Consider the following 25,970-nt stretch of genomic DNA (forward strand, 5'->3'; position numbering starts at 1 on the left):
GGCAACGTGACGGCGATCGAGACCTCGACGCTGGACGCGAACGGCAACGTGACCTCGACCGCGTTCGACGCGGACGGCGACGGCGTTCCTGAAACGCTTGAGACCTACACGCTGGACAGCAGCGGCAACGTGACGGCGATCGAGACCTCGACGCTGGACGCGAACGGCAACGTGACCTCGACCGCGTTCGACGCGGACGGTGATGGCACCGTAGACAGGATCGAGACCTACACGCTTGACGCCAACGGCAACGTGATCGGAACAGCGTTTGACAATGACGGCGACGGAACCACCGACGCGATCGAGACCTATACGCTTGACGCTAATGGGAATGTGATCGGAACTTCGTTTGACGACGACGGTGATGGCACTGTGGACCGGATCGAGACGTACACGCTCGACGCCAATGGCAACGTGACTTCAACGTCGTTTGACAATAATGGCGATGGCACTGTCGATCGGATCGAGACTTACACGCTCGACGCCAATGGAAACGTGACTTCCACGGCGGTGGACAACAACGGCGACGGGACGCCCGACCAATCGGTCACCACGACCGTTGATGGAAGCGGCAATGTGATCAGCGAGTCCATCGACACCAACGGTGACGGGACGCCCGATCAGATCATCACCTATACGCGTGACTCCAGCGGCAATGTGACGGGTGCGTCGTTTGACAACGATGGCGACGGCACGCCTGACCGGATCGAGACCTATACGCTCGACGCCAATGGCAATGTCACGGCGACCGCGTTCGACAACGATGGCGATGGCACGCCCGACCGGATCGAGACCTATACGCTTGATGCCAACGGCAACGTCATTGCAACCGCCTTTGACGAGAATGCCGACGGGACGCCTGACCGGATCGAGACCTACACGCTCGACGCCAATGGCAACATCACGGCCATTGCGTTTGACAACGACGGTGACGGTACCGCGGACCGGATCGAGACCTATACGCTCGACGCCAGCGGCCGGATCATCGGGGTCGCCTTCGACGAGGATGCAGACGGAACGACCGACCGCACAGAAGCCTATGTGCTCGACGCGAACGGCAACATCACCGAAACCTCGTTCGATCTTGACGGCGACGGCACGGTGGACCGGGTCGAAACCTACACGCTCGACGCCAACGGCAATGTGACGTCTACGGCGGTCGACGTTGACGGCGACGGAAATACGGACACGACGTCGACCATCACCGTCGATCCGCTGGGCAATGTTGCGACCGAGTCCACCGATCTCGACGGCGACGGTGTTGCAGATCGCACCGTGACCTATACGCGCGACGCCAACGGGACTGTCACCGGGATTGCGACCGACCTCGATGGCGACGGCACCGTCGACACGACCCAGACCTTCACGATCGACGCGAACGGCAACACGACTGGCGTTGCGACCGACGTGGACGGCGACGGAGTTGCTGACAATTCCACCACCTATACGCTGGATGCGAACGGCAACGTCATCGGTGCCGCGATCGACGGCGACAATGACGGCGTTGTTGACCAGACGGTGACCTACACGGTCGATGCGAATGGTAACACGACCGGTTCGCAGACTGACCTGGACAACGATGGCACGGTTGATACCAGCACGACCTACACCTACGACGCGCAGGGCCGGGTGACGAGCGTCTCGATCGACACCGACAATGACGGCGATCCGGACAACGTTGCGACCTACACGCTCGATGCCCAGGGCAATATCATCTTCGAATCGATCGACAATGACGGTGACGGCGTTCAGGACCGTGGCGTTTCGCGCGAGTTCGACGTGGAAGGCCGGGCAACGCGGATCGCCTTTGACGATGACGGCGATGGCACGGAAGACTGGATCGAAGTCCACACCCGCGATGCAGCGGGCAATTCGACCCATGTCGAATATGACCGGAACGGCGACGGTACGGTCGATCTGATTGTCGACTTTACTTACGATGGGCTGAACAATGAAACGTCGCGTGCCTATGACTACAATGCCGATGGCACCGTCGATCGGGTATTCAGCTACACGTACGACTCGCTGGGCAACAAGACGTCGGAGAGCATAGACCGAGACGGCAACGGAACAGTCGACCGGAAAACCGACTATGTTCTCAACTCGTTCGGGGACGTGATCGAAGAACGCAACGATCTCGACAACGACGGGACCGTCGACGACATCCGCTACATCACGCTCGACTACTCGACCTTCACGGATGGTCGTGCCGTGCAGTACCAGTATGACTATGATGTCGATGGAACAATCGACCGTACGGACGCGTTTGTTCGTGACGAACAGGGCCGCGTCACTCTTGAGACTCAAGACATCAACAACGACGGCACGGTCGACAATTCAACGGCGACGAGCTGGCCGAGCCTGATTCAGTATGTCGAGTCCTACGATCTGGACGGAGACGGTACGATCGATCGGATCCGCGATGTTACCTTGATCAAGATCAACCAGAGTTACTACGAAAATACGGTGCAGGCCGACATCGACAACGATGGCACCGTCGACCAGGGAACCCAGCGCCACTACAACGACTTCAACACTACCCTTCAGTTGGACTGGGATACAAACTTCGACGGTGTATTGGACCGTATCGACTATTACACCTACACCGACCGGCTCCAGGTCAATACGATCTCGAAGGACAATAACAACGACGGGGTCATCGACGTGATCGAAACGCGTCAGTTCGACAGCTTTGGCCGTTGGTCCGCGACGCTGAACGATACCAACGCAGATGGCACGACCGACAACGCGACCTACTTCACCTACAACGCCTTCGACCAGATCATCAGTGTCGGCACTGACAGCAACGGCGATGGCACGGTGGATTCGATCGTGCATCGGACGTACGATCAGCGCGATAACATCGTGACTTCCTCGACCGACTCGAATAACGACGGGACGATCGATCAGGTTGTGACCAACACCTACAATGACCTGAACGTCCGTATCCAGCAGGACACCGACTCGGACAATGACGGGATCGTCAACAGCCGCAACTTCTACAACAGCAGCGGCCAGCTGATCCGGACCGAGACCGATTCGAACGACGATGGCACGGTCGATTCCGTGACGACACGGACGTATAATTCGGACGGCACGCTGGACGAGCTCGACACAGACAGCGACAATGACGGGATCGTCAACAGCCGCCAGTATTGGGTGAACGGCAACCTCAAGTCGGTCCATACCGATACGGACGATAACGGGACCTTCGATACCTATCAGTATCGCCTTTTCGATACGGCGAACGGTTGGGGCGCGCAGGCGAATGACACCAACAATGACGGCACTTACGAGAACTTCCTGATGAACGGAAGTACGCGCGAGGTCATCCTTTCGGTTGCCGATGCGACCGAACTTGCCGGCATCGGCACCTTTGCCTTCAATGGAACGGCTGCGGGGGTCGGCACGCTCGAAGTCTCGGATGCAGCACTGCAGGCGCTGGGTAACAGCGCCGGCAGCAGCTATCACCTGACCGTCACCGGCCAGGCGAATGATACGCTGCAACTGGGAAGCGGGATCACCGCCTCGGGAACTGTGGATCACGACAGCAACCCCGCGACTGCCGACTACAACCGCTATGTCGGCAGCCACGGCGAGGAAATCTGGGTGCAGACCACCGTGGTCGTTCAGTTCGTGTAAGAATTGCCCGGGGCGCCCCTAACCAGACGCCCCGGGCTCATCTGACAGCGGTTCGGACCTGCCACCACTCCTCAACCGCTGTAGGACCGTCTTGTCGACGGTTCGCTTCCTGCACGGAAGAGGGGCGCTGGAAAGCAGGGGAGCCTCAGCCCCACCTGACCCCCGGCTACCAGCGCCCCGGCTTCGCCAAATCGAAGGATGAGCAATGACCAGCCAATCAACAGGAAAGTCGCTCAGTGTGATGTTTCGAAGCGTACGCAATCCGCTGAACGGGAACGGTCTACTCATACTCCCGGCCGCGAACAACCACGGCGAAGAAAAGTGTATCGCGGCTTCGGGCGAAGAGTTACGGCGCCTCACGGCGCCGGATCCCTCTGTCGAAGACGAGTGTCCGACAACAGACGGACACCGATCGGTGTAATGCTCGGACGCAAACCTGAGACGGTCCTTGGAAATTCCATCGACAGAAACTGTATGAGGGCACCGGCGCAGCGCGCGCCGCAACAGAGCGGCTGCCGGGGCCTGCAACGGAGAATGCAGACCCCGGCGCTCCCCTCCCCCGGAGCATTTGTGGCTCTCTTTTTCAACTGAAAAGTACTGTCTGCGCCCGTCTGTAAGAAGCGCCTCATTTCGAAATTCGAGATGAGGCGCTGGCGCATCGAGGAAGAACAGTGGACTACATGGCCCAGGGTATCCGCGCACACCGCCTGTGACATGCTGCGGCAGCCGAAGTGAAGAAACGGTAGATGTCGGCGCAATTGGAGAGAGGAGAATGAGTCTGACCGGCCGCGATTAATAGGGGCCGAGAAGTTAAGAGGTCAGGCGCGAGCAATCGAGTCGCAAGTTAGCGTTTTTCAGTCGCCTGGAGTGGAGCGACTGAAGGCATTAGCCAATTACCTAAACGGAACTAAGATGACAGAAGAATTTATCGACGCGAGTGCGGAGAGAAAAGTACGTCTGGTCTGGGTAACAGGCGTCTGGGTGAATACCAGAGTATCGGCTTTCTGGCCAGCAATCCGTGATCCGATCACAGTTGCCCTATATTTCGTTGCAACACTTTCGTCTATAATCATCCTCTCGATGATGGGGCCGCCTGGCCCTAAAGTGCTTTTCATTACAGCTGGCATGATCTTTGGAATAGCGATGTGCTTCGCCTGCGCAGGTATCATCTACGCTTGTGTAAAGGTGGTGAGTGCGCTGGGTTACGACACAGTATATACAACGCCGATCTTGATGACAGCCGTTGTCTTGATGGGAAACGCCTTCTGCTACTTTTACAAGTCTGCGCTCGGTGTGAGGCAGTCCTTCTTCAGCAATGCCGCCGGCCTTCTTGTCTGTTACGTGGCGATCGAGCTTGCTGTGCTTCTCTACGTGTTTTTCTTTAGGAAGCGCGTTCGCGACAACGTCAAGAAGCGCACTCAAGACTATGTTCGACGGGCTGCTGTTGAAAAGATTGACCTAATCCAATCTGTCGATGCATCAGCACAGGTTGCAGGAACGCATATCGAAATGCCCGCGCGAAACAGAGTGCAGGGTACAGTTGTGATAGCGGGCGAGGCAATCGCGATTGCCGAATTGAGACTAATCGAGGCGGAAGATGACTACTGCCGTATATCGACACAAAGCCGGAACCATTTTGTACGAGCCCGAATTTCGGATGTCGCTGCAATGCTGCCCGAAGCGGCAGGACAACTGGTTCACCGGTCCTACTGGATCGCGACAAGTGCAATTGCAGTTGTGTATCGCATGCCGGATCGCAACCTACGGGTGATCCTAAACGACGGCAAAAAAATTCCGGTCGCTAGAAGTCGGGCGTCTGCGTTTCTTTCGTTGGTAAGTGAATTGGGTCTCTCCGTAAAAAATGGTATACCGGATCAAGGAAGTGAAACGACTGGAAAGTCGAAAGAGGCACTAGTCTGAAGACTTCGCCTCAATATCGCCAACCTCCTGACATGCCTGGGTCTATCCGCGGGTATCTAGTTCCGGATGAGTCGGAGATAGGCTCAAGGTGTTGAGATAAGCATCTTTGAATGTCAGATACATCCGAGCGGAGAATTATGGATACGGGTGTTTTGATAGTATGGACAAATGGTTGGAAGCGGGAGCTTTCAAGACGTAACCTGTGGCGTATCGCTCTAAACCGCAGGACCGCGTTGAGTGTCTTCGTATTCTTTCTGATCATGAGCATTGTTCAGCCCTACTCGCAGTTTCGAGACATCCCTGCTTATTACGGCGTGCTCATAGACGGGACCGGAGTCATCATCGCATACTTTACTTACCTTCTTCTTGCAGATCTCGCCATCCGAACAGCGCAAATGATGGGGGCGACACGAGTCTACGAAGTTTTTGTGGCGGCAGTCGCCTCTTCAATGCTGACATTCTGGATCGTAGTCACGCAGAGCGTCGCACTTGGCGTGACTGTCGAAGCCGCAGATTTCTTGGAAATGATGGCGATGAACCTGGTACTTTCTACTGTCTTCAGCTCACTCATTGCAACGTTCATCATGGATCACGTCCTCGGGCCAAAGCTAGATGGCGAGATTTCGGTGAGTGACGTGTCTGAGGGTCCGATCAGCCTGACGCAACGGCAAGCCATCGTTGTTCAGGGCCAAGAATTCGTGTTAGACGAGATCATCTGGGTCAACGCAGACGACAAGTTTGTCGAGATTGTCACTGAGGCTGGGGCCTCAAGGGTTCGCGCAAGATTCTCGGAAGTGAGTGCCCGGTTGGGTAGTTTACGTGGAATGCTTGTACATAGATCCCACTGGGTTGCAAAAAAGCACATAGTCGCGCTACATCGAGACGCACTTGGCAATCGCTATCTGGAGATATCAGTAGGCAAATTGGTGCCTGTCTCGAGGATGCGATTGAAGGAAGTCACCGCGCTCGTGCAGCGGGACGAGACCTAGTCAGCCATGCATTAGATCAAATGCAACCAATGAGTGTCCTGCGACGGCGCGACGATTGTTATCAGCGCTCGTCCTGAATATCTCCAGCATTGGTCAAGAAATGAACTGCGCGAGCCATAGCCCTGGAAACCGCGTCTGCCCCGGACCAAAGCTCGATTCCGATGGCAGCGCCCGGATACCTATGCGAAGGAAACGCGCAGTAGGTTCCGTCGTCAGACCAGATCAGCCGATTTGACCGGTGCATGTTCAGTTTCCCCAGGGCATGACTATGTCCTGCCCACCGGTCTTCTGCCGTGTCTCCAGACGCGGGATATGCGCTATGGTGTCTGGCGACTTCATGAGAACTAAGAAGCAACTGCCCGGCCAGCGCAAGCGGAGAATCAGAGATAGACAGTGCTTCGCCGGTGAGCAGGATCTCCCGATTCGAACGAAGGACCGTGAAATGGCCGGGGCGAATAAATGCTCCAACATCAACATGCGCGCACTCCAGCCTGGCGAGAAGGTTAAAGACCGCCGAGAGTTCGTTCTGGTCATCGGAGTCAGAGACGATCGACAATACAGCGTCGCTGACGTCGAAATTCACTTCGAATGTGGCCAAGTCGGGTTTGACTCTCACGAGTCCGACTGAAGAAAGGTATACAAGCGCCCGCCGTAAATAGAACGCCTCTAAACCGCTTCCAGAGAGCAGTCTTTGAAACCTAGAGCGCCGCAGGGAAACCATTGCAGAAAGCGCCGCCTGAAGGTCAGCGGCTCGGATCTCGCCGGAAAACTCAATCGCCATAGACTTGAGTGTCATATCACGTCCTTAATCAAGTTAAAGTATAAAACGAAAAACCCTCATTCATTTGATCAGAAACAAGTATCTAGTCAAGCAGCAATTCAAAATTATAGTTTCCCCCCCGCAAAGAATCTGTGCGCTTTGTTTGAAAGATTTGCTCGACACTTTGTGCAGATCAGCGTGTCGCGGTAGGGCGCCTGCCAGTCAGATCGGTGAGGGCGGCTACCCGCGAGCAGCTTCCGAGCCACCGACTTCGGGATCGCAGACTGATTGCCGCCCGAGCAAAGAGTGTCGACGACGAAGGATCAACCTACGGGTATTGGCGGAATTGAGTTTTTTCATTTAGAGTCAGGCCACTGGAGGATTCTCGCGCGGGTCGTCTCGGGCAATCTCCTGGCAAATGGGTAGCTTGTTGGCGCTCTTTCGGGCGGCCCGCGCGTTCGCCGCTGGCGCTAGGTGAAATGCACAACCAATCATTTCACGTCGGGCAGAGAACAGACCGCCGCGTCGGCTGTTGTCGTTTGCGGTTCCCAGGGTGTAGCGACGAAAGTCGGGGGCGCATCGTTTATAAAGACTACGCGCCGAAATTGAAATACTGCTCTAGGCCTCGTAATAGGTTGATAATGACCATTTTTTGGCGCTCGGTCTTTCCGAAACCTTATGACTTCTTTCGAAAGGAAATCTTATGCGTCAGAAAGTTCATCATACTATCCCTACTCAGGATGAGATACTGTCATCATTCATGCTGATTACCGAATGCGCTGAGAGCAATACGAAGGCATGGGGTGAGGCAAAACTCCGGCGTGCTAAGCGAGTGCTGCAGGAGGCCGTTCTGACTTACATCAATGTCGCCTCCATGCAGGAGAAAGGCTTCAAGATGTTCGCCTACGTGCCCGAGACTGATCGCATTGAATCGATTGGTCAGTTGCTGGATCGCGTGTTTCCCTCCGAAGAGCCGGTCGGTAACGCAACGCTTTCCCTGCCAGCTAAGGTGGAACCCAAAAGCTCGGCGGCCGCATAGTGGATCCGGACTAAGATGAAGTCGCTATTGCGAATTACAACAAGCGGCCGACCAGATGCCCTGACCATAGCTAAAGCGTGGCAGGCCGCCACCGAATTGGAAGTCGGTAGCCCGGAATCCCGAGAGCCCGATTACACAGGAGATGCAGTAGCGATTGCAGGATGGTGGATCTTGCCGATCTTTGTGCTGTCTCTGCTGACTTGGGTTGCGCTGCTTTGGGCCATCACCAATTGAGGAGTTGCAGCGTGTATGGCCACGCAAATCACTGTAAGAAGCGTAAGGCAGCAGACCTATCTGACCGCACTGACCAGTGCCGTGAGCCCGGTGTCGTACAGCCTGTTGGATTCAGCGCCGTGAGACCCGAACGATGATCTCCGCGAGCTTGGCGATTCTGGCTGCGTCGGACGGCATTAGTCCTGGGTCACGCTCAAGAAGTTCGCGTGTCAACCTGATATGCTCCTCTGACGGGTCCGGAGGGCTAGCAAGGTTCGCGGCTTCTTCGTGGGCGCTCCGCCTTGAGTTCATTCGCTTCTACCCTTGCGTTTGCAAAAAGGTTCAAGACCGCGACGGTCAACCAATCGAGAAGAAAGGCCTGCAGCCGACGGAGAAAAATGCGTTCAGAGAGAATAAGCAGACTGGCCGGATATTCCGGCAATCATTCAATGCAACCGGTGATGGATTGTCAAGAAAATTGGGCGCATTCTGCTGCACCAACTTGCGGCTGCCCGATGCCTTTGTAGTCAGACCGCCGCTTTCGCCGCTTCTTTGGCGTACACACTCTTTACGGATTGTCGAAGCAGTTCAAGCTGCTTTGTTTTGTGGAAGTAAGTGTGGAAAAACAAGGGCATCTCGAACCGGAATTGCGGATCCACTTCGACGAGTTCGCCTGCCCGAAGATGTTCAGCGACCATCTGTAACGGCAGCACTACCCATCCGACACCAGTCAACGCAGGAGCCAGCATATCCTTCACGCTCGGGATGCAGTGCCATGGAACCGCTTCGGGCGCATGGCAGAGTCGATGCACAAACAGGTCTGTTGTCGTATCGACAGGTGAGAATCGAATCGACGGCAGCTGTCCACTGCGTGCCTGTTGCGCAAGTCCTGGCATGCAGACAGCGACATAGACAAACTTTCCAAGCTCCATCGCCAAGCAGCTCGGAAGCGCCTTCGCCTCTGGCGAGATCGCGGCTTGCGCCGAGCCGGATCGAACGAAGTCGAGCGCGTGGCGTTCGTCTGTGCAAAGGCAACGAATTTCGGTGCGAGCGTGGTGAGAGAACTCCGTGATGACAGGTATGAACCACGTCGCAAGGCTCGCGAAGTTGAGCGCAACTGTAATGGGCTGCCTGTCGGCACTAAGACCCATGTCCGCGATGGCTTCGTCATATAGGACCGAAATGTTGCGTGCGAGCCTGGCGATCGAACGTCCGGTCTCGGTCAGTTCGCAGCCACGGCTTCGGACAACCAAGGTCTGCCCAGCGTCGCGTTCAAGTCGACTGATCCGCTGGGCGACCGCACTGCTCGTCACATTTAGTCGTTTAGCGGCGGCCTCAAATGACGCGGTTTCGCTGACAACTAGCAGAGTCCGCAAATCACGCAGATCCATGTTGCACCTCGGGTCGCCAAGAAACTCTTGGGGATGCAAAAGAAAACTCGCTACCGAGAACTTCAGCTCGCATGCATACAAATGTAGATCGCGTCATCGCGCGCGAAGTTTAGGGTCAATAGTACACACAAGAACCAGACTTCCAAGGAGTTGTTTCGTTGAGGCAGGGTCAATCGCTAACAAGGGTGCCATTGTTTCAGCTTTGACGGATGGACGGCAAGGGGCGATTCTACCCCAAAGAGATGCCGTTGGGAATTTTTGATGACCATAACCATGCAGGATCACTCAATGAAGGATCTAGTAATCGACGAAAGCGGCCACAGCTTCGAAGCGGTCAATACTCCCGCAGCCAGGGTCTTCCATGTGATGCGCACTCTTGGGCGAGTTGGAGCAACTTCGATAGTCGAACTGTCCTTTGCGACCGGATTGCATAGGTCCACTGTTTGGCGGGCGCTCGATACGCTGAGATCAATGGGTGTCGCTCGTAAACGCCCGGGCGACGAACGTTACGAGCTAGTCGGTTCGCTCGTATCGGAATTCTCGACATACAAATGCGCGCGTCGGGATGAAGAAGCGCTTCAAGCTGTATTCGAAGAGCTTCTGATGCTGGACTATGTCTACGTTGATCTGGGCGTCTTCGTCGGACTCGGTTCTTTTCAAATTGTGGACTCCTCGCGGAGGGACGCTCCCATCGGGAAAGACTTGTCACTGAGCCATGAACCGATTGCGCTTGCAGCGCAATTGAGTTTGACACCAGAAAAACGCGCACGACATCACAGTGCTTATGCTTCATGGGCCGACCCAGATGAGAAGGCAGAGATTACAAGCGGCCGTCTGCAAGGCAAACTTGGTCTCAGCATTGCGCGCGGCAAGAACTACGTGGCAGAACCAGACTTGAACATGTTGGCGTTTCCGGTCGGCAGTCATCCCGGTGCCGCATTTGCGGTAGAGCTTTGGAAGCCTTCGAAAGAACGGTTCCGCGCACTGTCACACGCAATTGACAGCATCTCGGCGCTCTTGAACTGAAGCCCTCAAGTGATGGCTTCGCTCGAAGAGGCGTAGTGAACCGTGCCGTGTCTTCCGGAGACTGATTTTCGTTAGTTACACGGCCAGGGTTGAGTTTACAGAGTTGAGTGGAAGCTGGCTGCGGCTTTCGCGAGCTTGATTTCCCAGTGGAATCAAGCAGGCGTCGGTCAAATGACCAGTCGACCCATCCGGGGGTTGCATATTCGACCACCTCGAAGCTACGCGATCTCAACATGCGCATTGGCCTTGCGCAGGATCTCGTTTGCTTGGCGAAGCTCGCAGTTCTCACGCTCCAGCGCCTTCATGTGGTCGGCCGCCTTGGCAGAGATTCCCGTTCGCTTGCCGCTTTCCAACTCGGCCTTTCTCACCCACTCGCTCAGAGTAAGGGCAGAACAGCTGATCTTTGCCGCGATCTAGACGATTGGCTAGCCGCGCGACCCAAGCTGCGCCTTGATGTTGACGACGAGCCGCGCCGCTCCTTCGCGCACCTTAGGCGAGAACGTGTTTGTCGTCTTGCACATGCTGCTCCATCCTGCTCGGGAGTTGAGGCCTCCGGCAAACCCGGCACAGTTCAAAATCACGCAAGTTGGCACCCCCCAAGCACTAACCATTCGATGCGGGAAACCATTTGTGTACACATTATAAAGATAGCGCTCGTAGAGCGTCGGTGGATAAGGGTCGAGCGCAGGTCTGCCACCGGAGAATTGGGGGGTAATGTGGCAACCAGACTCGATGGGAGATTTACTTTTCATCTCCGGGTGGCGGTCCCAGCTTGGAGTCTTCAAAAGGCGCCGACTGGTCCAACGGCAATCAGTTCAGTCACTTTCGGCAAGGCAGAAGCCAGCGCTATGCTGCTTGAGTTGGGCCCAGCCTTGCTTGGGGCGTTGTCCGTAGGACCTAGGTGTCCAGTCCCTGCAGCTGGTGGATTTGTGCGGCCCACCCAGCCACATCCCGTCCCTCACAAAGCAGATATCGCAAAGCGTAAAGTTGAGTAGAAGAGATCAACCTCAACGCATGCTGTCAATAAGGATATCTGCGGTGGAAGTGGATCATCGACTGTCAATCTTTGGTCAATGAACCCAGAGCCTGAACAATCCTGCCGAGGAGAACCAGAGAACCAAGCCGTGCGTCCTATTGCAGCCGATCCGCGTATGCGAGGAAGCGCGCCCTCAAGGTCTCCGGCCTCGGCGCCTCTGGGGCGGCAGGGTGTTCGCAAACCACTTCATACGACCGGCGCAGAAGCTGCTGGCCGAGAAGGATCACCTGCATGCGCTCGAAGAAGTCTCGGTGCGACGGAGAAAGGTCATCGCGCAGATGATCCCACGTCATGCCCGGCCGGATATGCCGAGGGGGAGCGGCGAGCTCGGCGGGCGTGAGATGCCACTTGGCACCTAGCAGATGATCGATCTGCTGAACCACCTTCTCGATGACGGACCTCCGCTCTTCCAGTTCGAACCGCAACCCGAAGAAGGCCGGATCGGCGAAATGTCGGGCGAGAAGGTCCAGTTCCTGCTGGGATGCGTGTCGCGCCATCCAGCATCCGTCCCAGAGGGCCTGATCCTGTCGTCCCATCGGCCGGCGAAACGTCACCATGCCCGAGACGAGATCAATTTCCACTTCGTCGGCGCGCGGCAAAGGGTCTGGGGGCGGCGTGCCGAACGCTGTTTCGAACACAAATGCCCCTAACTTGAGATCTAGTCCGACCTTGATCGGGGGGCTAAGCGCCATCTGCCGGTCGGGGCCGCTACCTTCGGCGACCGCGAGCCGTTGCGTGAAGGTTCTGATGGCCGGATGGCTCCCCTTCACGGCCTTGACGGCAAGGGTCTTGACCATCGCCTCGGTCATCGAGGTCGCCACAGTCTTCCCGTCCCGGCCGGTCAGAGGTACCTGCTGCCTAGCCGTGGCGAGCACGATCTCGTCGAGCGATTTCGGAGGGGTTGTCGCGGCCCGCCCCTTGCCCGTTCCCCTGGGCCGCCCCTTGGGATTGCCCGAACGCCCCCTGACGAACTGACCCGACTCCGGGGGTCGGCCATAGCCGACCTCACCGCCGCCCGGGCCGGTCGGCTGGCCACGAGCGGTCACCTCCTGATCAAGCGCGTCGTCTGTTTCGGGCACCTCCGGCCTCTCACGGTCAGTCATCGAGCAGCTCCCCAGTCGCTTGCCTCAGAGGCCATTCGCTCCGCACGCTCGAGCAGCACCGCCTCGTCCTTCGCATAGTCCTCCCATCTGGCCACTATCAGATCGCAGTAAGCCGGATCGATCTCGCAGAGGTAGCCGCGACGGCCAGTCTTCTCGGCGGCGATCAGGGTCGAGCCGGACCCTCCGAAGAGATCGAGCACGATCTCGCCACGACCCGAAACATCCCGGATTGCATCGGCGATCATCGCCACGGGTTTGACCGTCGGATGGAGCGCCAGCTCGGCGAGATTGGCGCCACGATATTCCCAGACATTGGTCCGGTATCGTCCATGTTGACCGAGCTCGAAGCTGTTCAGATGCGGTTCGGTTCCCTTCTTGAAAACGAAGATTAGTTCGTGACGTGAGCGGTAGAAGCTGCCCATGCCACCGGCATCCTTCACCCAGACGATCAGGTTCTTCATCTCGCTGTAGATGCCGATGGCCGCGGCCTGGATTTCGCCCATATGGCGCCAGTCCATGCAGATGTAGTGGATCGCCCCCTCAACGGAATGGGCCGCGAGATGGCCAAAGACCTGGCGCAGGAATCCGGTGAACGCCTCCGCACTCATCTCGCCCGAAGCCATGGCAAACTCCCGGTGGCGGTGTCGGCCCAGGCCACCGACATGGCCGTCGATCGGCACATTGTAGGGCGGGTCGGTAAAGACCATGCGCGCGGCAGCCCCCGCCATCAGACGCGCGACCACCGCTCTATCGCAGCTGTCGCCGCAAATCAGCCGGTGGGGCCCGAGTGCCCAGAGATCTCCGGGTCGGACCCGGGCCGACACCATGGCCGGCAGGCGATCGTCGCGCGGATTGCGGTCCTCTTCCGGCGCGCCGAGATCGATCAGCGCATCGATCTCGGCAATCGAGAAGCCGGTCAGGTCGACGGAAACATCAAGCTCGGCGCTGGCGAGCGCCCGCAATTCGGCGGCGAGCAGCTCCTCGTCCCAACTGGCATTGAGCGCGATCTTGTTGTCGGCCAGGGCATAGGCCCGCTTCTGCGCCTCGGTCAGATGCTCGGCGAAGAGGCAGGGCACTGTCGTTCGCCCGAGAAGTCGCGCCGCCTCCACCCGGCCATGACCGGCCAGGATCACCTTGCCGGCATCGATCAGCACCGGGTTCAGGAAGCCGAAGGCTTCGATGCTTGCCGCAATCTGCTTGAGCTGCTTGCGCGAATGCTTGCGGGCGTTTCGCGCCCAGGGCTTGAGCTCACTCACGGCGATCTCGGTCGGCATGGCAAAGACACTCCTGATGCAACGAGTGCTCCAACGGGACCACTCCGTTCTTCATGTGTTCGCTGCTGGCTCTCTGTCAACTGCGGTGTGGAGTGCTCCAAGGTGTCAGGATTTAATTGTGTATTTACAGATGTTTAAACAAAAATGCGCGCCAGTCAGGCGCTTTCGGGGGCCAAGGTGTCAGGAATTCCGGATCCCGACACCCGGAATGGCAATCCTGACGGGGTCCTGACAGTCGCCGCTCTGTTTTGAGGGCCAAACGGGCACGGTTGGAGGTCAGGGTATCGTCAGTTTCCGAGTCGATTGTGCTTTTTGAGCAACTTGCCATTGCACTCGGCCGAGCAACCAGTCGACCAGCAAGCAAAGGAACCCGCCACTGGTCTGGACTCGCGTTGGCAACCTGGGCGCTCGAGCCGCTGTATCGGCGAAGCTATCAGGGAAAACTCCGCCTTACCGCGCCGACAGGTCCGTCATGGCGCTCCCTCGGGGGCAGGTCAACGATGGTCCGTGGATCAAGCGACGTGTTGCACCGGCACCTCGACATCGTCTTGCGGCTAGTGCGACTATACTCGCCACAATGCAGCACAATGTGCCAAGAAGGATGTATGACTTTACCCTTGATCGCGACGAGGAGAGGTCGATGGCGGACAGCCGGGGTGATCCGGTTGTCCAATCGCGCGCCGTCACAGGGCCCATCACCTACCTTGCCGCGCGACCACAAGCCATCGTGCGATACTCGTAAACCATTCGCCTCAAGATTGCAACGCTACAAGTGGCTGCGCTACGGGAAGAATGCGGCGAACTGGTCAGCGATCCAGCTAACGACAATCGGTCATCGCAAAGCTGATATCTACGTAGGTTTCCGGAAATGAAGTGGACGGCCAGGGCGATCCAGCCGTCCGTGCGCGGAGCTTCCAGGACCATCGCTGGACATTGCATTCGTTCCGCATCGATAATAGTTGCTCCGCAAAAAATCAACGAAGACCAGCCCCCAATCCATGCCAGTCTGGATTCGAACAACGAAAGCGCAGGCGGCTGGCAGTGAGGTGGATAGTCGCGTCTATCCAGCCGATTGGGAGTGGCCCATGGCTGCCGGTTGGGAGATAATCTATGCCAATAGTATCCCGTCAGACTAGTCGTTGCTCCCTGTCGCAGCAAGCCTCGCCGCCATTGACAGCTCTGGAGATACGGTTTGCTCTTGATCAGTGGCAGAAAGACGCGGGCGCATTTGATACACCCGGTGGATAAACGTGGTGATTACGGGCGCGATGCGAAAAACTGCCAATCAAGGCGAACGGCGAGCGAGTTTGGGTATGTACTATGCTCATTCAAGTGCTTCAGAGGATCGTGGTGACTGGCAGAGCCTGGTTGACCACTTGATCGGAACAGCGGAAAAGGCTGAGCAATATGGCAAGGCCTGTGGGCTTCCGCAAGCTGCCCGGCTTGCTGCGCTGTTTCATGACCTTGGCAAGTACGATCCCGCTTTCGATGCCATACTAAGTGGCGAAAATGTCCGGGTCGATCATTCGACGGCCGGTGCCGCTGTTCTTGCAAGACTAGCGCAAGGCGGGGATCGCGATCTGGCCGAGATCATCGGCTACACCATCCTTGGCCACCATGCGGGCCTGCCGGACAAGAAAAACGAAACTGATGCCTGCTTGGAGGCGCGGCTAGGAGCTTTTCAGGATCATCTCGACCCGGTCTGGCAGGCGGAAATCAAGGCGGATTTCTCTGGCATCCAAGCTGAATTCGGCAAGCTGGTAACAAAGGAAAGCACGCCATTCGACCTATCGGTTGCCATTCGCATGTTGTTCTCATGCCTTGTCGACGCGGACTTCAAGGATACCGAGAACTTTTATTCCGCGCTTGAAGGGCGCAGTCCGGACCGGACCTGGCCCAGTCTGACCGACAGGCTCGGGCAGTTCCGCGCGGCATTCGACGTCACTATCAACGGCTTTCCCGCCGATACGCCGCTGAACGCTCTGCGTCGCGACATTCTGAACCATGTGCGCGACAAGGCCACCCTGCCCAAAGGCCTGTTCACTCTGACCGTACCAACCGGAGGCGGCAAGACCTTGGCCTCGCTGGGGTTCGCGTTAGATCATGCGGCCATTCACGGGGCCACGCGGATCATCTACGCAATCCCCTTCACGTCGATCATTGACCAGACCGCTGCTATTTTCCGGGGAATACTCGGGGATGACAACGTGCTCGAGCACCACTCGGCCATCGAAGAAGAGAAAATCCGCGAAGGCCGAGACAAAGTTCGGCTGGCGATGGAGGACTGGGCGGCGCCTGTCATCGTCACGACCAATGTCCAACTCTTCGAGAGCCTGTTCGCCGCCCGGACGGGACGCGCACGCAAGCTGCACAATATTGCCGGAAGCATCATCATCCTGGACGAAGCCCAGACCATTCCGCGTCCGCTGCTGATGCCCTGTACAAGGATGCTTGACACGCTGGCCCGCCACTATGGTTGCACGATCGTGCTTTGCACGGCAACGCAGCCCGCTCTTGACGCCCGCAACCTTAAGGGGGGGCTACCCCTGGAAGGGCGAGAACTTGCCCCGGACCCGCACGCCCTGGCGCGCAAGTTGCAGCGTGCGCAGATTGTCCGGGGCGGGGAGATGGGGCTGGATGATCTGGTCGCGGCGTTACGCGCCCATCCGCAGGCTTTGGTCATCGTGAACAGTCGCGGCCACGCGCTTGACCTGTGGAAGGCCGCGAAAGCGGCAGGGATCGAAGCGCTGATTCATCTGACCACGCGGCAATATGCGGCGCATCGGCGCAGGATATTGGATGATGTGCGGGCCCGTCTGAAAGCCGGTCTGCCTTGCCGCGTGGTCGCGACCAGCCTGATCGAAGCGGGCGTCGATGTCGATTTCCCGAGGGTCTGGCGGGCCGAGGCGGGGCTCGACCAGGTTGTCCAGGCCGCGGGCCGCTGCAACCGCGAAGGCAGGCATGATCCTGCAGACGGTATCGTCACGATCTTTTCCGATCCGGCCTATGCAACGCCGGCTGAAATCGCTGGTTTGATCGGCGACATGAAACGGATATGGGACAAGCACGACAATTTGCTGTCGCTGGATGCGATTCAGGACTACTTTTCTGAAGTCTATTGGCGGCTCGACAAGGGACTGGACAGGAAGGATATCCTCGGCAGGCTGAAGGTGACGCGCACGGGAAGCGATTTTGCCTTCCGCAGCATCGCCGAAGACTTCCGGATGATCGAAAGCCCGATGGTCCCGGTCATCATCGCGCGGGACGACAAGGCCAGGGCAGTGTGCGACCAGCTTGATGTTAAGCAGATTTCCTCGGGGCGACTGGCCCGGGATTTGCAGAGCTATATCGTGCAAGTGCCGGCATCGGCGCGCGCGAGCCTTCTTCGGAACGGCCATGTCGAATTCAGCAACCCGCAATTGCGCGGCGACCAGTTTGCAGTTCTGCTGAACAACGACCTCTATCACGCCGAAACCGGGCTTTGGTGGGAAGATGCGGATTACCTTTCGGCCGAAGCCTCGTTCATCTGAATAAATCCCTCTTGTCGGAAGGGCGACTCGCCGTAAGGTGGTAAGACACTTTGGGGGAGGTCTGATGGCTTACGGTATTCGCCTGGTTGTCGAAGGGCCGTTCGGGCTGTTTACTCGACCAGAGATGAAGGTCGAGCGCGTCAGCTACGACGTCATCACTCCCTCTGCGGCGCGCGGCATCCTGGAGGCGATCCACTGGAAACCGGCAATCCGTTGGGTGATCGACCGGGTTCATGTGCTCCACCCGATCCGGTTTCAGTCGATCCGCCGCAACGAGGTCGGGCACAAGGCTCCGGCGGGCAACATCAAGCGGGCTATGAACCGGGGCGATCTGGAAGGGCTGCAACTTCTGGTCGATGAGGATCGCCAGCAGCGGTCCTCGACCGTGCTGGTGAACCCCGCTTACGTGATCGAAGCGCATTTCGAACTGACCCCCAAGGCAGGGGCTGACGATACCGAAGGCAAGCACCTGGATATCTTCAACCGGCGCGCGGCACGCGGGCAATGCTTTCACCAGCCTTGCCTCGGCACCCGCGAGTTCGCCGCCGAATTCAGGCTGCTGGCTCCGAATGAAGCCTTGCCCAAGGCCATTCCAGAAACGCGGGACCTGGGTTTCATGTTGTGGGATATCGACCATTCCGCGGCTTCCCGCCCCTCGCTGTTCTTCCGGGCGCGGCTGGAGAACGGTGTGATGGACGTACCCGGACCGGATTCTGCGGAGATCCGGAGATGAGCATCCTTGCCTCGCTGGCGCGCGCCTACGACCGCCTGCCAGACAAGCCTCCCTATGGGTTTTCAACCGAGAAGATCGGCTTTGCGATTTCGCTGAGCGAAGACGGATCTGCAACGGTGATAGACCTGCGCGGCGACGACAGAAAGCGGCTGCCCCGCATGATGACGGTGCCGCAGGCGGTAAAACGCACCGTGGGGATTGCTCCAAACTTCCTCTGGGACAAAACGGCCTACGTCCTGGGTTTGACAGCGGGAGAAGGCAAACGGACGGCCCAGGAACATCAGGCATTTAAGGACCTTCACGCCGACTGGCTTGCGGGAACGGATGATGCGGGCCTTCTGGCAGTCCTGCGCTTTCTGAAGGGCTGGACTCCAGATCAGACCCTGCCGGGATGGACCGAGGACCTCCGTGACCAGAATGCAGTCTTTGCCTTCGAGGCGGATCGTCGGTCCGGGCTCTGGATGCACGACCGTCCGGCCGCGCGCGATCTCTGGCGCAGGCTCTCCGCGTCGGCGACGACCGACGGCCAAATTTGTCTTGTAAACGGCGAGATGGCCCCGGTTGCGAGGTTGCACCCGTCGATCAAGGGTGTCTGGGGTGCCCAGTCGTCGGGCGCGGCGCTGGTGTCCTTCAACCTAGACGCATTTACCTCTTATGGTCATGAGCAGGGCGACAACGCGCCCGTGTCGGAAGCGGCGGCATTCGCCTACACGACGGCGCTGAACCGCTTCCTGGAAAAGGACAGTGGCCATCGCATCCAGATCGGCGACGCCTCCACCGTCTTCTGGGCGGATACCAGTGATGCGAAATGGGCCGCAGAGTCCGAAGGGCTGTTTGCCCAATATGTCAATCCCGACCCCCAGGGCGAGGACGCTGATGCCACCAAGGAAATCGGCATCAAACTCGCGCAGATCCGCGCGGGAAAACCACTGGCCGAGGTGACGCCGGACCTAGCCGAGGGTGTGCGCTTTCATGTCCTTGGCCTTGCTCCCAATGCCGCGCGCCTGTCGGTGCGGTTCATGTGGGAAAGCAGCTTTGGCGAGCTGACGGCGAACTATCAGCGCCATCTCTCCGACATGCGGATTGAACCGCCACCCCGCGACGGCTTTCCCCCGCTCTGGCGCTATCTGACCGAACTAGCTGTCTTGGGAAAACGCGAAAACGTGCCGCCCAAACTGGCGGGCGACTGGATGCGCGCGATCCTGTCCGGCACGCCCTATCCGCTGACGCTGCTCTCCACCACGCTGATGCGCCTGCGCGCCGATGGCGATGTCAACGCATTGCGGGCAGGCATCCTCAAATCCGTTCTCATCCGAACTCTCAAGATGGAGGTTCCAGTGGCCCTTGACCCCACGGCGCGAAACAAGGGCTACGTCCTTGGCCGTCTTTTCGCGATCTATGAAGAAATCCAGCGCGCCGCGCTCGGTGACAATGTCAACGCCACGATCAAGGACAAATTCTATGGTGCCGCCTCGGCGACACCCCAGAAGGTCTTTCATCTGCTGGACCGGGGTTCAGCCAACCATTTCGCCAAGCTCCGAAAACAGAGTCCGGGGCGCGCCGTGAACCTGGAAAAGGTCCTGACCTCGATCACCGAGTTGATGGACCCAAGCTGCGATCCGATTCCATCCTCACTCTCGGCAGCCGAACAGTCGCTCTTCGGGATCGGCTATTACCATCAGCGCAGCGACTTCTTTCGCAAGCGCGACGAGCAAGTCGAAACTATGGAGATTTCCCAATGACCGCCCTTTCCCAACGCCATGATTTCGTCCTTGTCTTCGAAGTGACCAACGGCAACCCGAACGGTGATCCCGATGCGGGAAACCTGCCGCGCATGGATCCTGAAACCGGCCACGGCCTCGTCTCGGATGTCAGCCTCAAGCGGAAGATCCGCAACTATGTCGATCTCGCGCGAAACGGGCAAGACGGACATCACATCTACGTCCAGGAGGGCGCGATCCTGAACGATCAGCACCGCAAGGCCTACCGCGCGCTGCGCCCTGGCGATGCCAAAGTAGACAAGGACGCGAAGCTGAACCCCAAGGATGACGCCGAGGCCAACCAATTGCGCGATTTCATGTGCGCCAATTTCTTCGATGTGCGGACTTTTGGTGCCGTGATGTCAACTGGTGTGAATTGCGGGCAGGTCAAGGGACCGGTGCAGATCACCTTCGCCAGCTCGGTCGAGCCGATCATGCCCGCCGAAATCTCGATCACCCGAATGGCGGCCACCAACGAGGCCGAGAAGAAGCAAAAGGCCGATGGTGACGACAGCGACGAGCGCAAGGAGAACCGCACGATGGGCCGCAAGCACATCGTGCCTTATGGGCTCTACGTCGCACATGGCTTCATTTCGGCCAAGTTCGCCGAGCGGACCGGTTTCTCGAACGCCGATCTCGACCTTTTGACTGAAGCGCTGACGAATATGTTCGAACACGACCGCTCTGCCGCGCGGGGCGAAATGGCCAGCCGCAAGCTCATCGTTTTTCGGCACGAAAACGCTTTGGGCAACGCGCCTGCGCACAAGCTGTTCGAACGGGTCAAGATCGGGCGCAATATCGACGGCGAGTTCCATTCCATCGACCGGCGTCTCGACAATCTGCCGCCCGCGCGCAAATTCGAGGACTATGTCGTTGCTATCGACCGCAGCGACCTGCCCACTGGCGTAGAAGTCCTGGAATTGCTCTGATGGACGATCCTGTTGAAGCGCCGATCCCGTTGTCGGCCCTTCAACACGCGGTTTACTGTCTGAGACAGGCCGCGCTGATCCATCTGGAACGGCTTTGGTCCGACAACCGCTTCACGGCCGAGGGCGATGTCCTGCATGCGGTGACCGACAAGGGTGGCCAGCGCCATTCGCGCGGCGTTCGTCGGGTCGCAGCTATGGCCTTGGGCTCGCGCCGCCTCAATCTGACAGGAACTGCGGATGTCGTGGAATTCCACCTGGGTCCTGACGCGCATGAGTGGGCTTTGCCCGTCGAGTACAAGCGCGGCAAGCCCAAGTTGCACCGCGCCGACGAAGTCCAGCTTTGCGCGCAGGGTCTTTGCCTCGAAGAAATGACCGGCACGCCGGTGATGGAAGGTGCGCTTTTCTACGCCGAGACTCGCCGCCGGGTGAAGGTTCCATTCGATGCCGGACTGCGCGAACTGACCGAAGCAACGATTGCCGCCCTCGCCGCCGCATTCGCCAGCCGCATCACACCACCGCCAACGCCGCACAAAGGCCGTTGCCGCGCCTGTTCCCTGAGCGAACTCTGTCGCCCCGAAACGGTTGCCCGCCCAGTTCTTGCCTGGCGTGGCAGGATGGTTGCGTCGTTGCTGGCAAAGGGTAGCGACGGTTCATGAAAAAGCTGCTGAACACCGTCTATGTGACCACGGAAGGGGCAGCGCTTCGCAAGGACGGCGAAACCCTGGTGGCCGAAATCGAGGGCGAGATCAAGGCGCGGGTTCCGATGCACATGTTGGCCTCGGTCGTGCTCTTCGGACCCATATTCATCTCGCCGGCCCTGATCGGTGCCTGCGCCGGGGCAGGTATTACGCTTGTGTTGCTGGACCGGATCGGGCGCTTTCAGGCCAGGATCGAGGGTCCCGTAAGCGGTAACGTCCTGCTGCGCCGTGCCCAGTACAAGGCCAGCGATGCACCTGATGAAATCGTCCGCTCGCTTGTGATTGGCAAGATTGCCAATCAGCGCTCCGTTCTGATGCGCGCCCTGAGGGACTACGCAGGAGAGTATCATCCCGATGTCCGCGGCGCCGTCGAACAGGCCGCGATGCGCATGGCGCAAATTCTGCGGCGCGTCGAACATGTCGAACCTGTGCTCGATCAGCTTCGTGGGGCCGAAGGAGAGGCTGCAAACCTTTATTTCTCGGTCTTCAACCACCTGATCCGCTCACCCGATGCGGCGCTCCAATGGGCTGGGCGCTCGCGTCGGCCTCCGCTTGACCCGGTCAATGCATTGCTGTCATTTCTCTACACGTTGCTGACCCACGACTGTCGGAGCGCCTGCGAAGCGGCAGGCCTCGACTCTGCCGTCGGCTTCCTCCACCGCGACCGGCCGGGGCGTCCAAGTCTCGCACTTGATCTGATGGAAGAACTGCGCGCGCCGCTGGTTGACCGTCTCGCCCTGTCCCTCATAAACCGCCGGCAATTGCGCGAAGGAGACTTCGTCAAACAAGACAGCGGAGCGGTGTTTCTTACCGACGACGCTCGCAAGACCGTCCTGACCGCATGGCAGGATCGCAAGAAGGAGGAGCGTGTCCACCCTTTCCTGAACGAAAAGGCGCCCTTTGGCCTCGTGCCATGGCTTCAGGCCCAGCTTCTCGCGCGGCACCTGCGGGGCGATCTCGAAGCCTATCCTCCTTGGTTCTGGACCTGACCGATGCTTGTGCTGGTGACCTACGATGTGAATACTCTGGAGGGCGATGGCAAGAAACGCCTGCGCCGTGTCGCCCGCACCTGCGAGGACTTCGGACAGAGAGTTCAGTTCTCCGTCTTCGAAATCGAGGTTGATCCGGCACAATGGACTAAGCTGAAGGCGAGGCTCGAAGCCGTCATCAATCCGAAAACAGACAGCTTGCGTTACTATCATTTGGGCTCAAACTGGGAGCGCAAGGTTGAACATGTGGGTGCGAAACCTTCGACCGACCTCAACGGTCCGTTGATCCTCTAGTCTGCCCTCTGTCGACGGCTCAATTGCAACTTCGTGACACCAGTGCGAAGCTCCATCGTGCCCGAATCTAAGCAGGAGTCCGCACTCCCCGCAGCTCTTTGAAAATGTTATCGATTTTCTGGATCAGCTTTATCGGCCACTGGTCAGATCGCTCGCGGAAGGCTGGTTCGCAAAATCTGCTGGGCAAGTGCTTGATCTGCAGGCCTCTATAACATGAACGGTCGCCCCCCGCGCGGGGGCGTGGATCGAAACCACAACTACAGCCCCGAAGCCGGGGTTATCGAGATGTCGCCCCCCGCGCGGGGGCGTGGATCGAAACACCGTCACGCTTCCGGGCTACGCGGCCAACCTTTGACGTCGCCCCCCGCGCGGGGGCGTGGATCGAAACTTGTGGGCGGTCAGCCTGATCCAGGGGTAGGCCCGTCGCCCCCCGCGCGGGGGCGTGGATCGAAACGCGACCGACGAGGTGACGCGCTCCGCCGTCGCCGGTCGCCCCCCGCGCGGGGGCGTGGATCGAAACGCGCCCATTGCTCTCGGGCTTTTTATCGCGACGGGTCGCCCCCCGCGCGGGGGCGTGGATCGAAACTTCTCACGTCCTGCGATCAGGACAGGGCCTTGCTGGTCGCCCCCCGCGCGGGGGCGTGGATCGAAACCGAACAGCGGATACATCGACATCACCATCAAGCCGTCGCCCCCCGCGCGGGGGCGTGGATCGAAACAGTTTCGCCGATAGGGATGACGACAAAACGGGCAGTCGCCCCCCGCGCGGGGGCGTGGATCGAAACGAGGAGCTGGCGGCGCAGGCGGCGAGGTCGATCAGTCGCCCCCGTGCGGGGAATGTGGATCGAAACAAGGCATGGCTCGACGGCTTCGGCACAGCGATCGTCGCGCTGAGTGTGGGGAGGTGGATCGGATTGCGCGAGATCATTCCAATAGCGGCTGATCACGCATTTTCCCGCCTCTCAATCCCTGTTCCGGCAGGGTCGCTTTCCCTGTTACTGCGACGCGCAATTCCCTGTTATGGGTGGCAGCGTTCCTTGTTATTCAGGAACAGGGAATTCACCTCGTAACCCATGGAAATCGCTTCCGGATCTGGCCAGAAATTCCCCGAAACCCGGCCCAAGAAGCAGATATTCCCTGTTATACCCTGTTTTCACCCGCGCAACGCACGCCGCGGGATCCTCCGTCTGCTGGCCTTTCGACGCCTGACAGACGGCTGCGTCGGTGCAGCTCGCCGCGCATCGGCGCATCAACTGGCGCGGCCTTCAGTCTGTCGCCTGTCATGTTGAATCTTCCTCCTTCCGACCTATACTCGGTGGCGTTCGCGAGACGTGGCGGCGATGGCCCTAGTAGGCGCGCGGACAATGTCGACCGGATCGCCCTGGTCGACATATTCGCTTCCAGACAAGGTTCTCCTGCTCGTGCACAAGGAGCAGCGATGGGTTCGTGCCAGGCGAGACTGACCTCCGGCACGTCGACGTTGCCGAGAAACGGATCGAGAGGCACCCCGGCGATGTGGGTCCCGCGGCGGCGCATCTTTGACTGGACTTCTCTTTCGATCGAAGCGTTGCTGCGGGTGAGGCCGACGCACCAATTCGCGGGCACGCCTCGGCCCGGAGCCCTGCCGGGCTTCCGTCAGTACCGGCGCCGGGGTGGCGCTGGCATGGCATAGGAGGCCCGCATGACCAGGAAGATAAGGACAAACACTAATACGGCAGGACCGGCGGTAAACATAATGTCATCCGTGGCCTCTCCGACAAAGTCGGCGACGCGCCTGGTTCGCGCACCTGCCCCGGCGGCCCTCGGCGCGGAGGCGAAGGTCGAGGCCGGACCGGCGTCGAAGCGCGATCAGCTGCTCCGGATGCTATCGGTGAAGAACGGCGTGGAGCTTGCGGCGATCAGCGCACAGTTCAGCTGGCTGCCGCATACGGCACGGGCGGCCTTGTCGGGACTGAGGAAGGCCGGCTATCCGGTCGTCACTGAGAAGCGGCCGGACGGGAAACCGACCCGCTACCGGATCGCGGCACAGGCTAGGGCGGCATTGCCCGGTGATGGGTTGCCGTCGGCAGCGGAACCGCTCGCGCCCGACTCTCCGAAAGATCCGGGCTGCGGCGACGCGGCGCCTGCAGATCGCATCGCCGGGAGTCCTGACGCAGCACCCGAGCCGGCGGCGGGTGCCGCGTGATGCCGCGCGACATGGGCGATAGCCTGCTTGCTGATCTGGCTGGCCCGGATCGTGACGGTCTGAAACGTCTTTGGGAGGAGACTGTCGGGTGCCCTCCGCCCCGATACCTCGCGCCGGAGTTCATGGCCCGGGTGATTGCCCATGAGCGGCAGGTGAAGGCGCTCGGCGGGCTGACAGCAACCGAGCGCCGGGCGCTTCGGATGATGGCCGAAGGTAGGAGCAGCCCGGAGGCGGCTGCTACCGCGCTCGGACCCTCGTCGGGTGCGCAGATCGTCCGCGACTGGAATGGGCGCAGCTACCGGGTTGAAGTGCTCGCCGACGGCTATCGCTTCGACGGCAAGACCTATCGGTCTCTGAGTTCCATCGCGAAACGCATCACCGGCACCAACTGGTCCGGCCCGCGCTTCTTCGGCCTTGTCAGCCGAAGGGCCGCAGGCGGGGAAATCAGGGAGGGCTGAG

Annotated in this window: 18 protein-coding genes, 1 pseudogene and 1 CRISPR repeat array; of the genes and pseudogenes, 14 read left to right on the forward strand and 5 right to left on the reverse strand. The window is 59.0% G+C overall.

The annotated features are described in order from the left end of the window. The 3 genes from OU426_RS17230 to OU426_RS17240 all read left to right on the forward strand — a co-directional run. Positions 1–3,642: beta strand repeat-containing protein (locus OU426_RS17230; RefSeq protein WP_420712616.1), on the forward strand; the 3,642-nt coding region annotated here is incomplete at its 5' end. 912 nt (positions 3,643–4,554) lie between these two features. After that, a complete protein-coding gene (locus tag OU426_RS17235) occupies positions 4,555–5,562 on the forward strand; it encodes a LytTR family DNA-binding domain-containing protein (protein WP_267635377.1) in 1,008 nt (335 codons plus the stop codon). A gap of 110 nt (positions 5,563–5,672) precedes the next feature. Next, the gene (locus OU426_RS17240; RefSeq protein WP_267635378.1) at positions 5,673–6,551 is read left to right on the forward strand and encodes a LytTR family DNA-binding domain-containing protein; all 879 of its coding nucleotides are present in this window, start codon (positions 5,673–5,675) and stop codon (positions 6,549–6,551) included. 61 nt (positions 6,552–6,612) lie between these two features. Here the strand turns inward: OU426_RS17240 and OU426_RS17245 are convergent, their stop codons facing one another. Next, complete coding sequence (locus OU426_RS17245; RefSeq protein ID WP_267635379.1) at positions 6,613–7,347, reverse strand: hypothetical protein; 735 nt, start codon at positions 7,345–7,347, stop codon at positions 6,613–6,615. 667 nt (positions 7,348–8,014) lie between these two features. On the opposite strand from OU426_RS17245, the gene OU426_RS17250 reads away from it, so the two are divergent. Beyond that, complete coding sequence (locus OU426_RS17250; protein WP_267635380.1) at positions 8,015–8,350, forward strand: hypothetical protein; 336 nt, start codon at positions 8,015–8,017, stop codon at positions 8,348–8,350. Positions 8,351–9,090: 740 nt separating this feature from the next. Here OU426_RS17250 and OU426_RS17255 read toward each other — a convergent pair. Continuing rightward, a complete protein-coding gene (locus OU426_RS17255; RefSeq protein ID WP_267635381.1) occupies positions 9,091–9,954 on the reverse strand; it encodes an ArgP/LysG family DNA-binding transcriptional regulator in 864 nt (287 codons plus the stop codon). A gap of 261 nt (positions 9,955–10,215) precedes the next feature. On the opposite strand from OU426_RS17255, the gene OU426_RS17260 reads away from it, so the two are divergent. Further along, positions 10,216–10,980 carry a helix-turn-helix domain-containing protein gene (locus OU426_RS17260; protein WP_267635382.1) on the forward strand — a complete coding sequence of 255 codons (765 nt, stop codon included), beginning with the start codon at positions 10,216–10,218 and terminating at the stop codon, positions 10,978–10,980. A 233-nt stretch (positions 10,981–11,213) separates the two neighbouring features. Here the strand turns inward: OU426_RS17260 and OU426_RS17265 are convergent. From OU426_RS17265 to OU426_RS17275, 3 genes and pseudogenes are all read right to left on the reverse strand, one after another. Further along, positions 11,214–11,501, reverse strand: a pseudogene (locus OU426_RS17265) (transposase); the annotation flags it as partial. A gap of 610 nt (positions 11,502–12,111) precedes the next feature. Beyond that, a complete protein-coding gene (locus OU426_RS17270) occupies positions 12,112–13,095 on the reverse strand; it encodes a DUF5681 domain-containing protein (RefSeq protein WP_267635383.1) in 984 nt (327 codons plus the stop codon). 20 nt (positions 13,096–13,115) lie between these two features. Further along, positions 13,116–14,375 (reverse strand): site-specific DNA-methyltransferase, encoded by a 1,260-nt coding sequence (locus tag OU426_RS17275; RefSeq protein WP_267635384.1) that lies wholly within the window; start codon positions 14,373–14,375, stop codon positions 13,116–13,118. A gap of 1,331 nt (positions 14,376–15,706) precedes the next feature. On the opposite strand from OU426_RS17275, the gene cas3 reads away from it, so the two are divergent. The 9 genes from cas3 to OU426_RS17320 all read left to right on the forward strand — a co-directional run bounded on the left by cas3 (position 15,707) and on the right by OU426_RS17320 (position 25,969). Further along, a complete protein-coding gene (cas3, locus tag OU426_RS17280; RefSeq protein WP_267635385.1) occupies positions 15,707–17,923 on the forward strand; it encodes a CRISPR-associated helicase Cas3' in 2,217 nt (738 codons plus the stop codon). Between the two features lie 64 nt (positions 17,924–17,987). Then, positions 17,988–18,656, forward strand: a complete 669-nt coding sequence (cas5c, locus tag OU426_RS17285) for a type I-C CRISPR-associated protein Cas5c (protein WP_267635386.1) — start codon at positions 17,988–17,990, stop codon at positions 18,654–18,656. Beyond that, complete coding sequence (cas8c, locus tag OU426_RS17290; protein WP_267635387.1) at positions 18,653–20,398, forward strand: type I-C CRISPR-associated protein Cas8c/Csd1; 1,746 nt, start codon at positions 18,653–18,655, stop codon at positions 20,396–20,398. The genes cas5c and cas8c overlap by 4 nt, the downstream gene beginning before the upstream one ends. Beyond that, the gene (gene cas7c / locus OU426_RS17295) at positions 20,395–21,345 is read left to right on the forward strand and encodes a type I-C CRISPR-associated protein Cas7/Csd2 (RefSeq protein WP_267635388.1); all 951 of its coding nucleotides are present in this window, start codon (positions 20,395–20,397) and stop codon (positions 21,343–21,345) included. Before cas8c ends, cas7c begins: the two co-directional genes overlap by 4 nt. Further along, positions 21,345–22,001 (forward strand): CRISPR-associated protein Cas4, encoded by a 657-nt coding sequence (cas4, locus tag OU426_RS17300; RefSeq protein ID WP_267635389.1) that lies wholly within the window; start codon positions 21,345–21,347, stop codon positions 21,999–22,001. The genes cas7c and cas4 overlap by 1 nt, the downstream gene beginning before the upstream one ends. Then, complete coding sequence (gene cas1c, locus OU426_RS17305) at positions 21,998–23,032, forward strand: type I-C CRISPR-associated endonuclease Cas1c (RefSeq protein WP_267635390.1); 1,035 nt, start codon at positions 21,998–22,000, stop codon at positions 23,030–23,032. Before cas4 ends, cas1c begins: the two co-directional genes overlap by 4 nt. Positions 23,033–23,035: 3 nt before the next feature. Next, positions 23,036–23,326: a CRISPR-associated endonuclease Cas2 gene (gene cas2 / locus OU426_RS17310; RefSeq protein WP_267635391.1), complete on the forward strand. Its 291-nt coding sequence runs from the start codon at positions 23,036–23,038 to the stop codon at positions 23,324–23,326. A 220-nt stretch (positions 23,327–23,546) separates the two neighbouring features. Next, positions 23,547–24,111: a CRISPR direct-repeat array (repeat unit 32 nt; unit sequence GTCGCCCCCCGCGCGGGGGCGTGGATCGAAAC). An 896-nt stretch (positions 24,112–25,007) separates the two neighbouring features. Further along, on the forward strand, positions 25,008–25,511 hold the full coding sequence (locus OU426_RS17315; protein ID WP_267635392.1) for a DUF3489 domain-containing protein: 504 nt from the start codon (positions 25,008–25,010) through the stop codon (positions 25,509–25,511). A gap of 11 nt (positions 25,512–25,522) precedes the next feature. Then, on the forward strand, positions 25,523–25,969 hold the full coding sequence (locus OU426_RS17320) for a DUF2924 domain-containing protein (protein ID WP_267635442.1): 447 nt from the start codon (positions 25,523–25,525) through the stop codon (positions 25,967–25,969). The last annotated feature ends 1 nt before the right edge of the window (position 25,970 follow it).

It is taken from the genome of Frigidibacter sp. RF13 (assembly GCF_026626305.1).
Lineage (GTDB): Bacteria > Pseudomonadota > Alphaproteobacteria > Rhodobacterales > Rhodobacteraceae > TMP-24.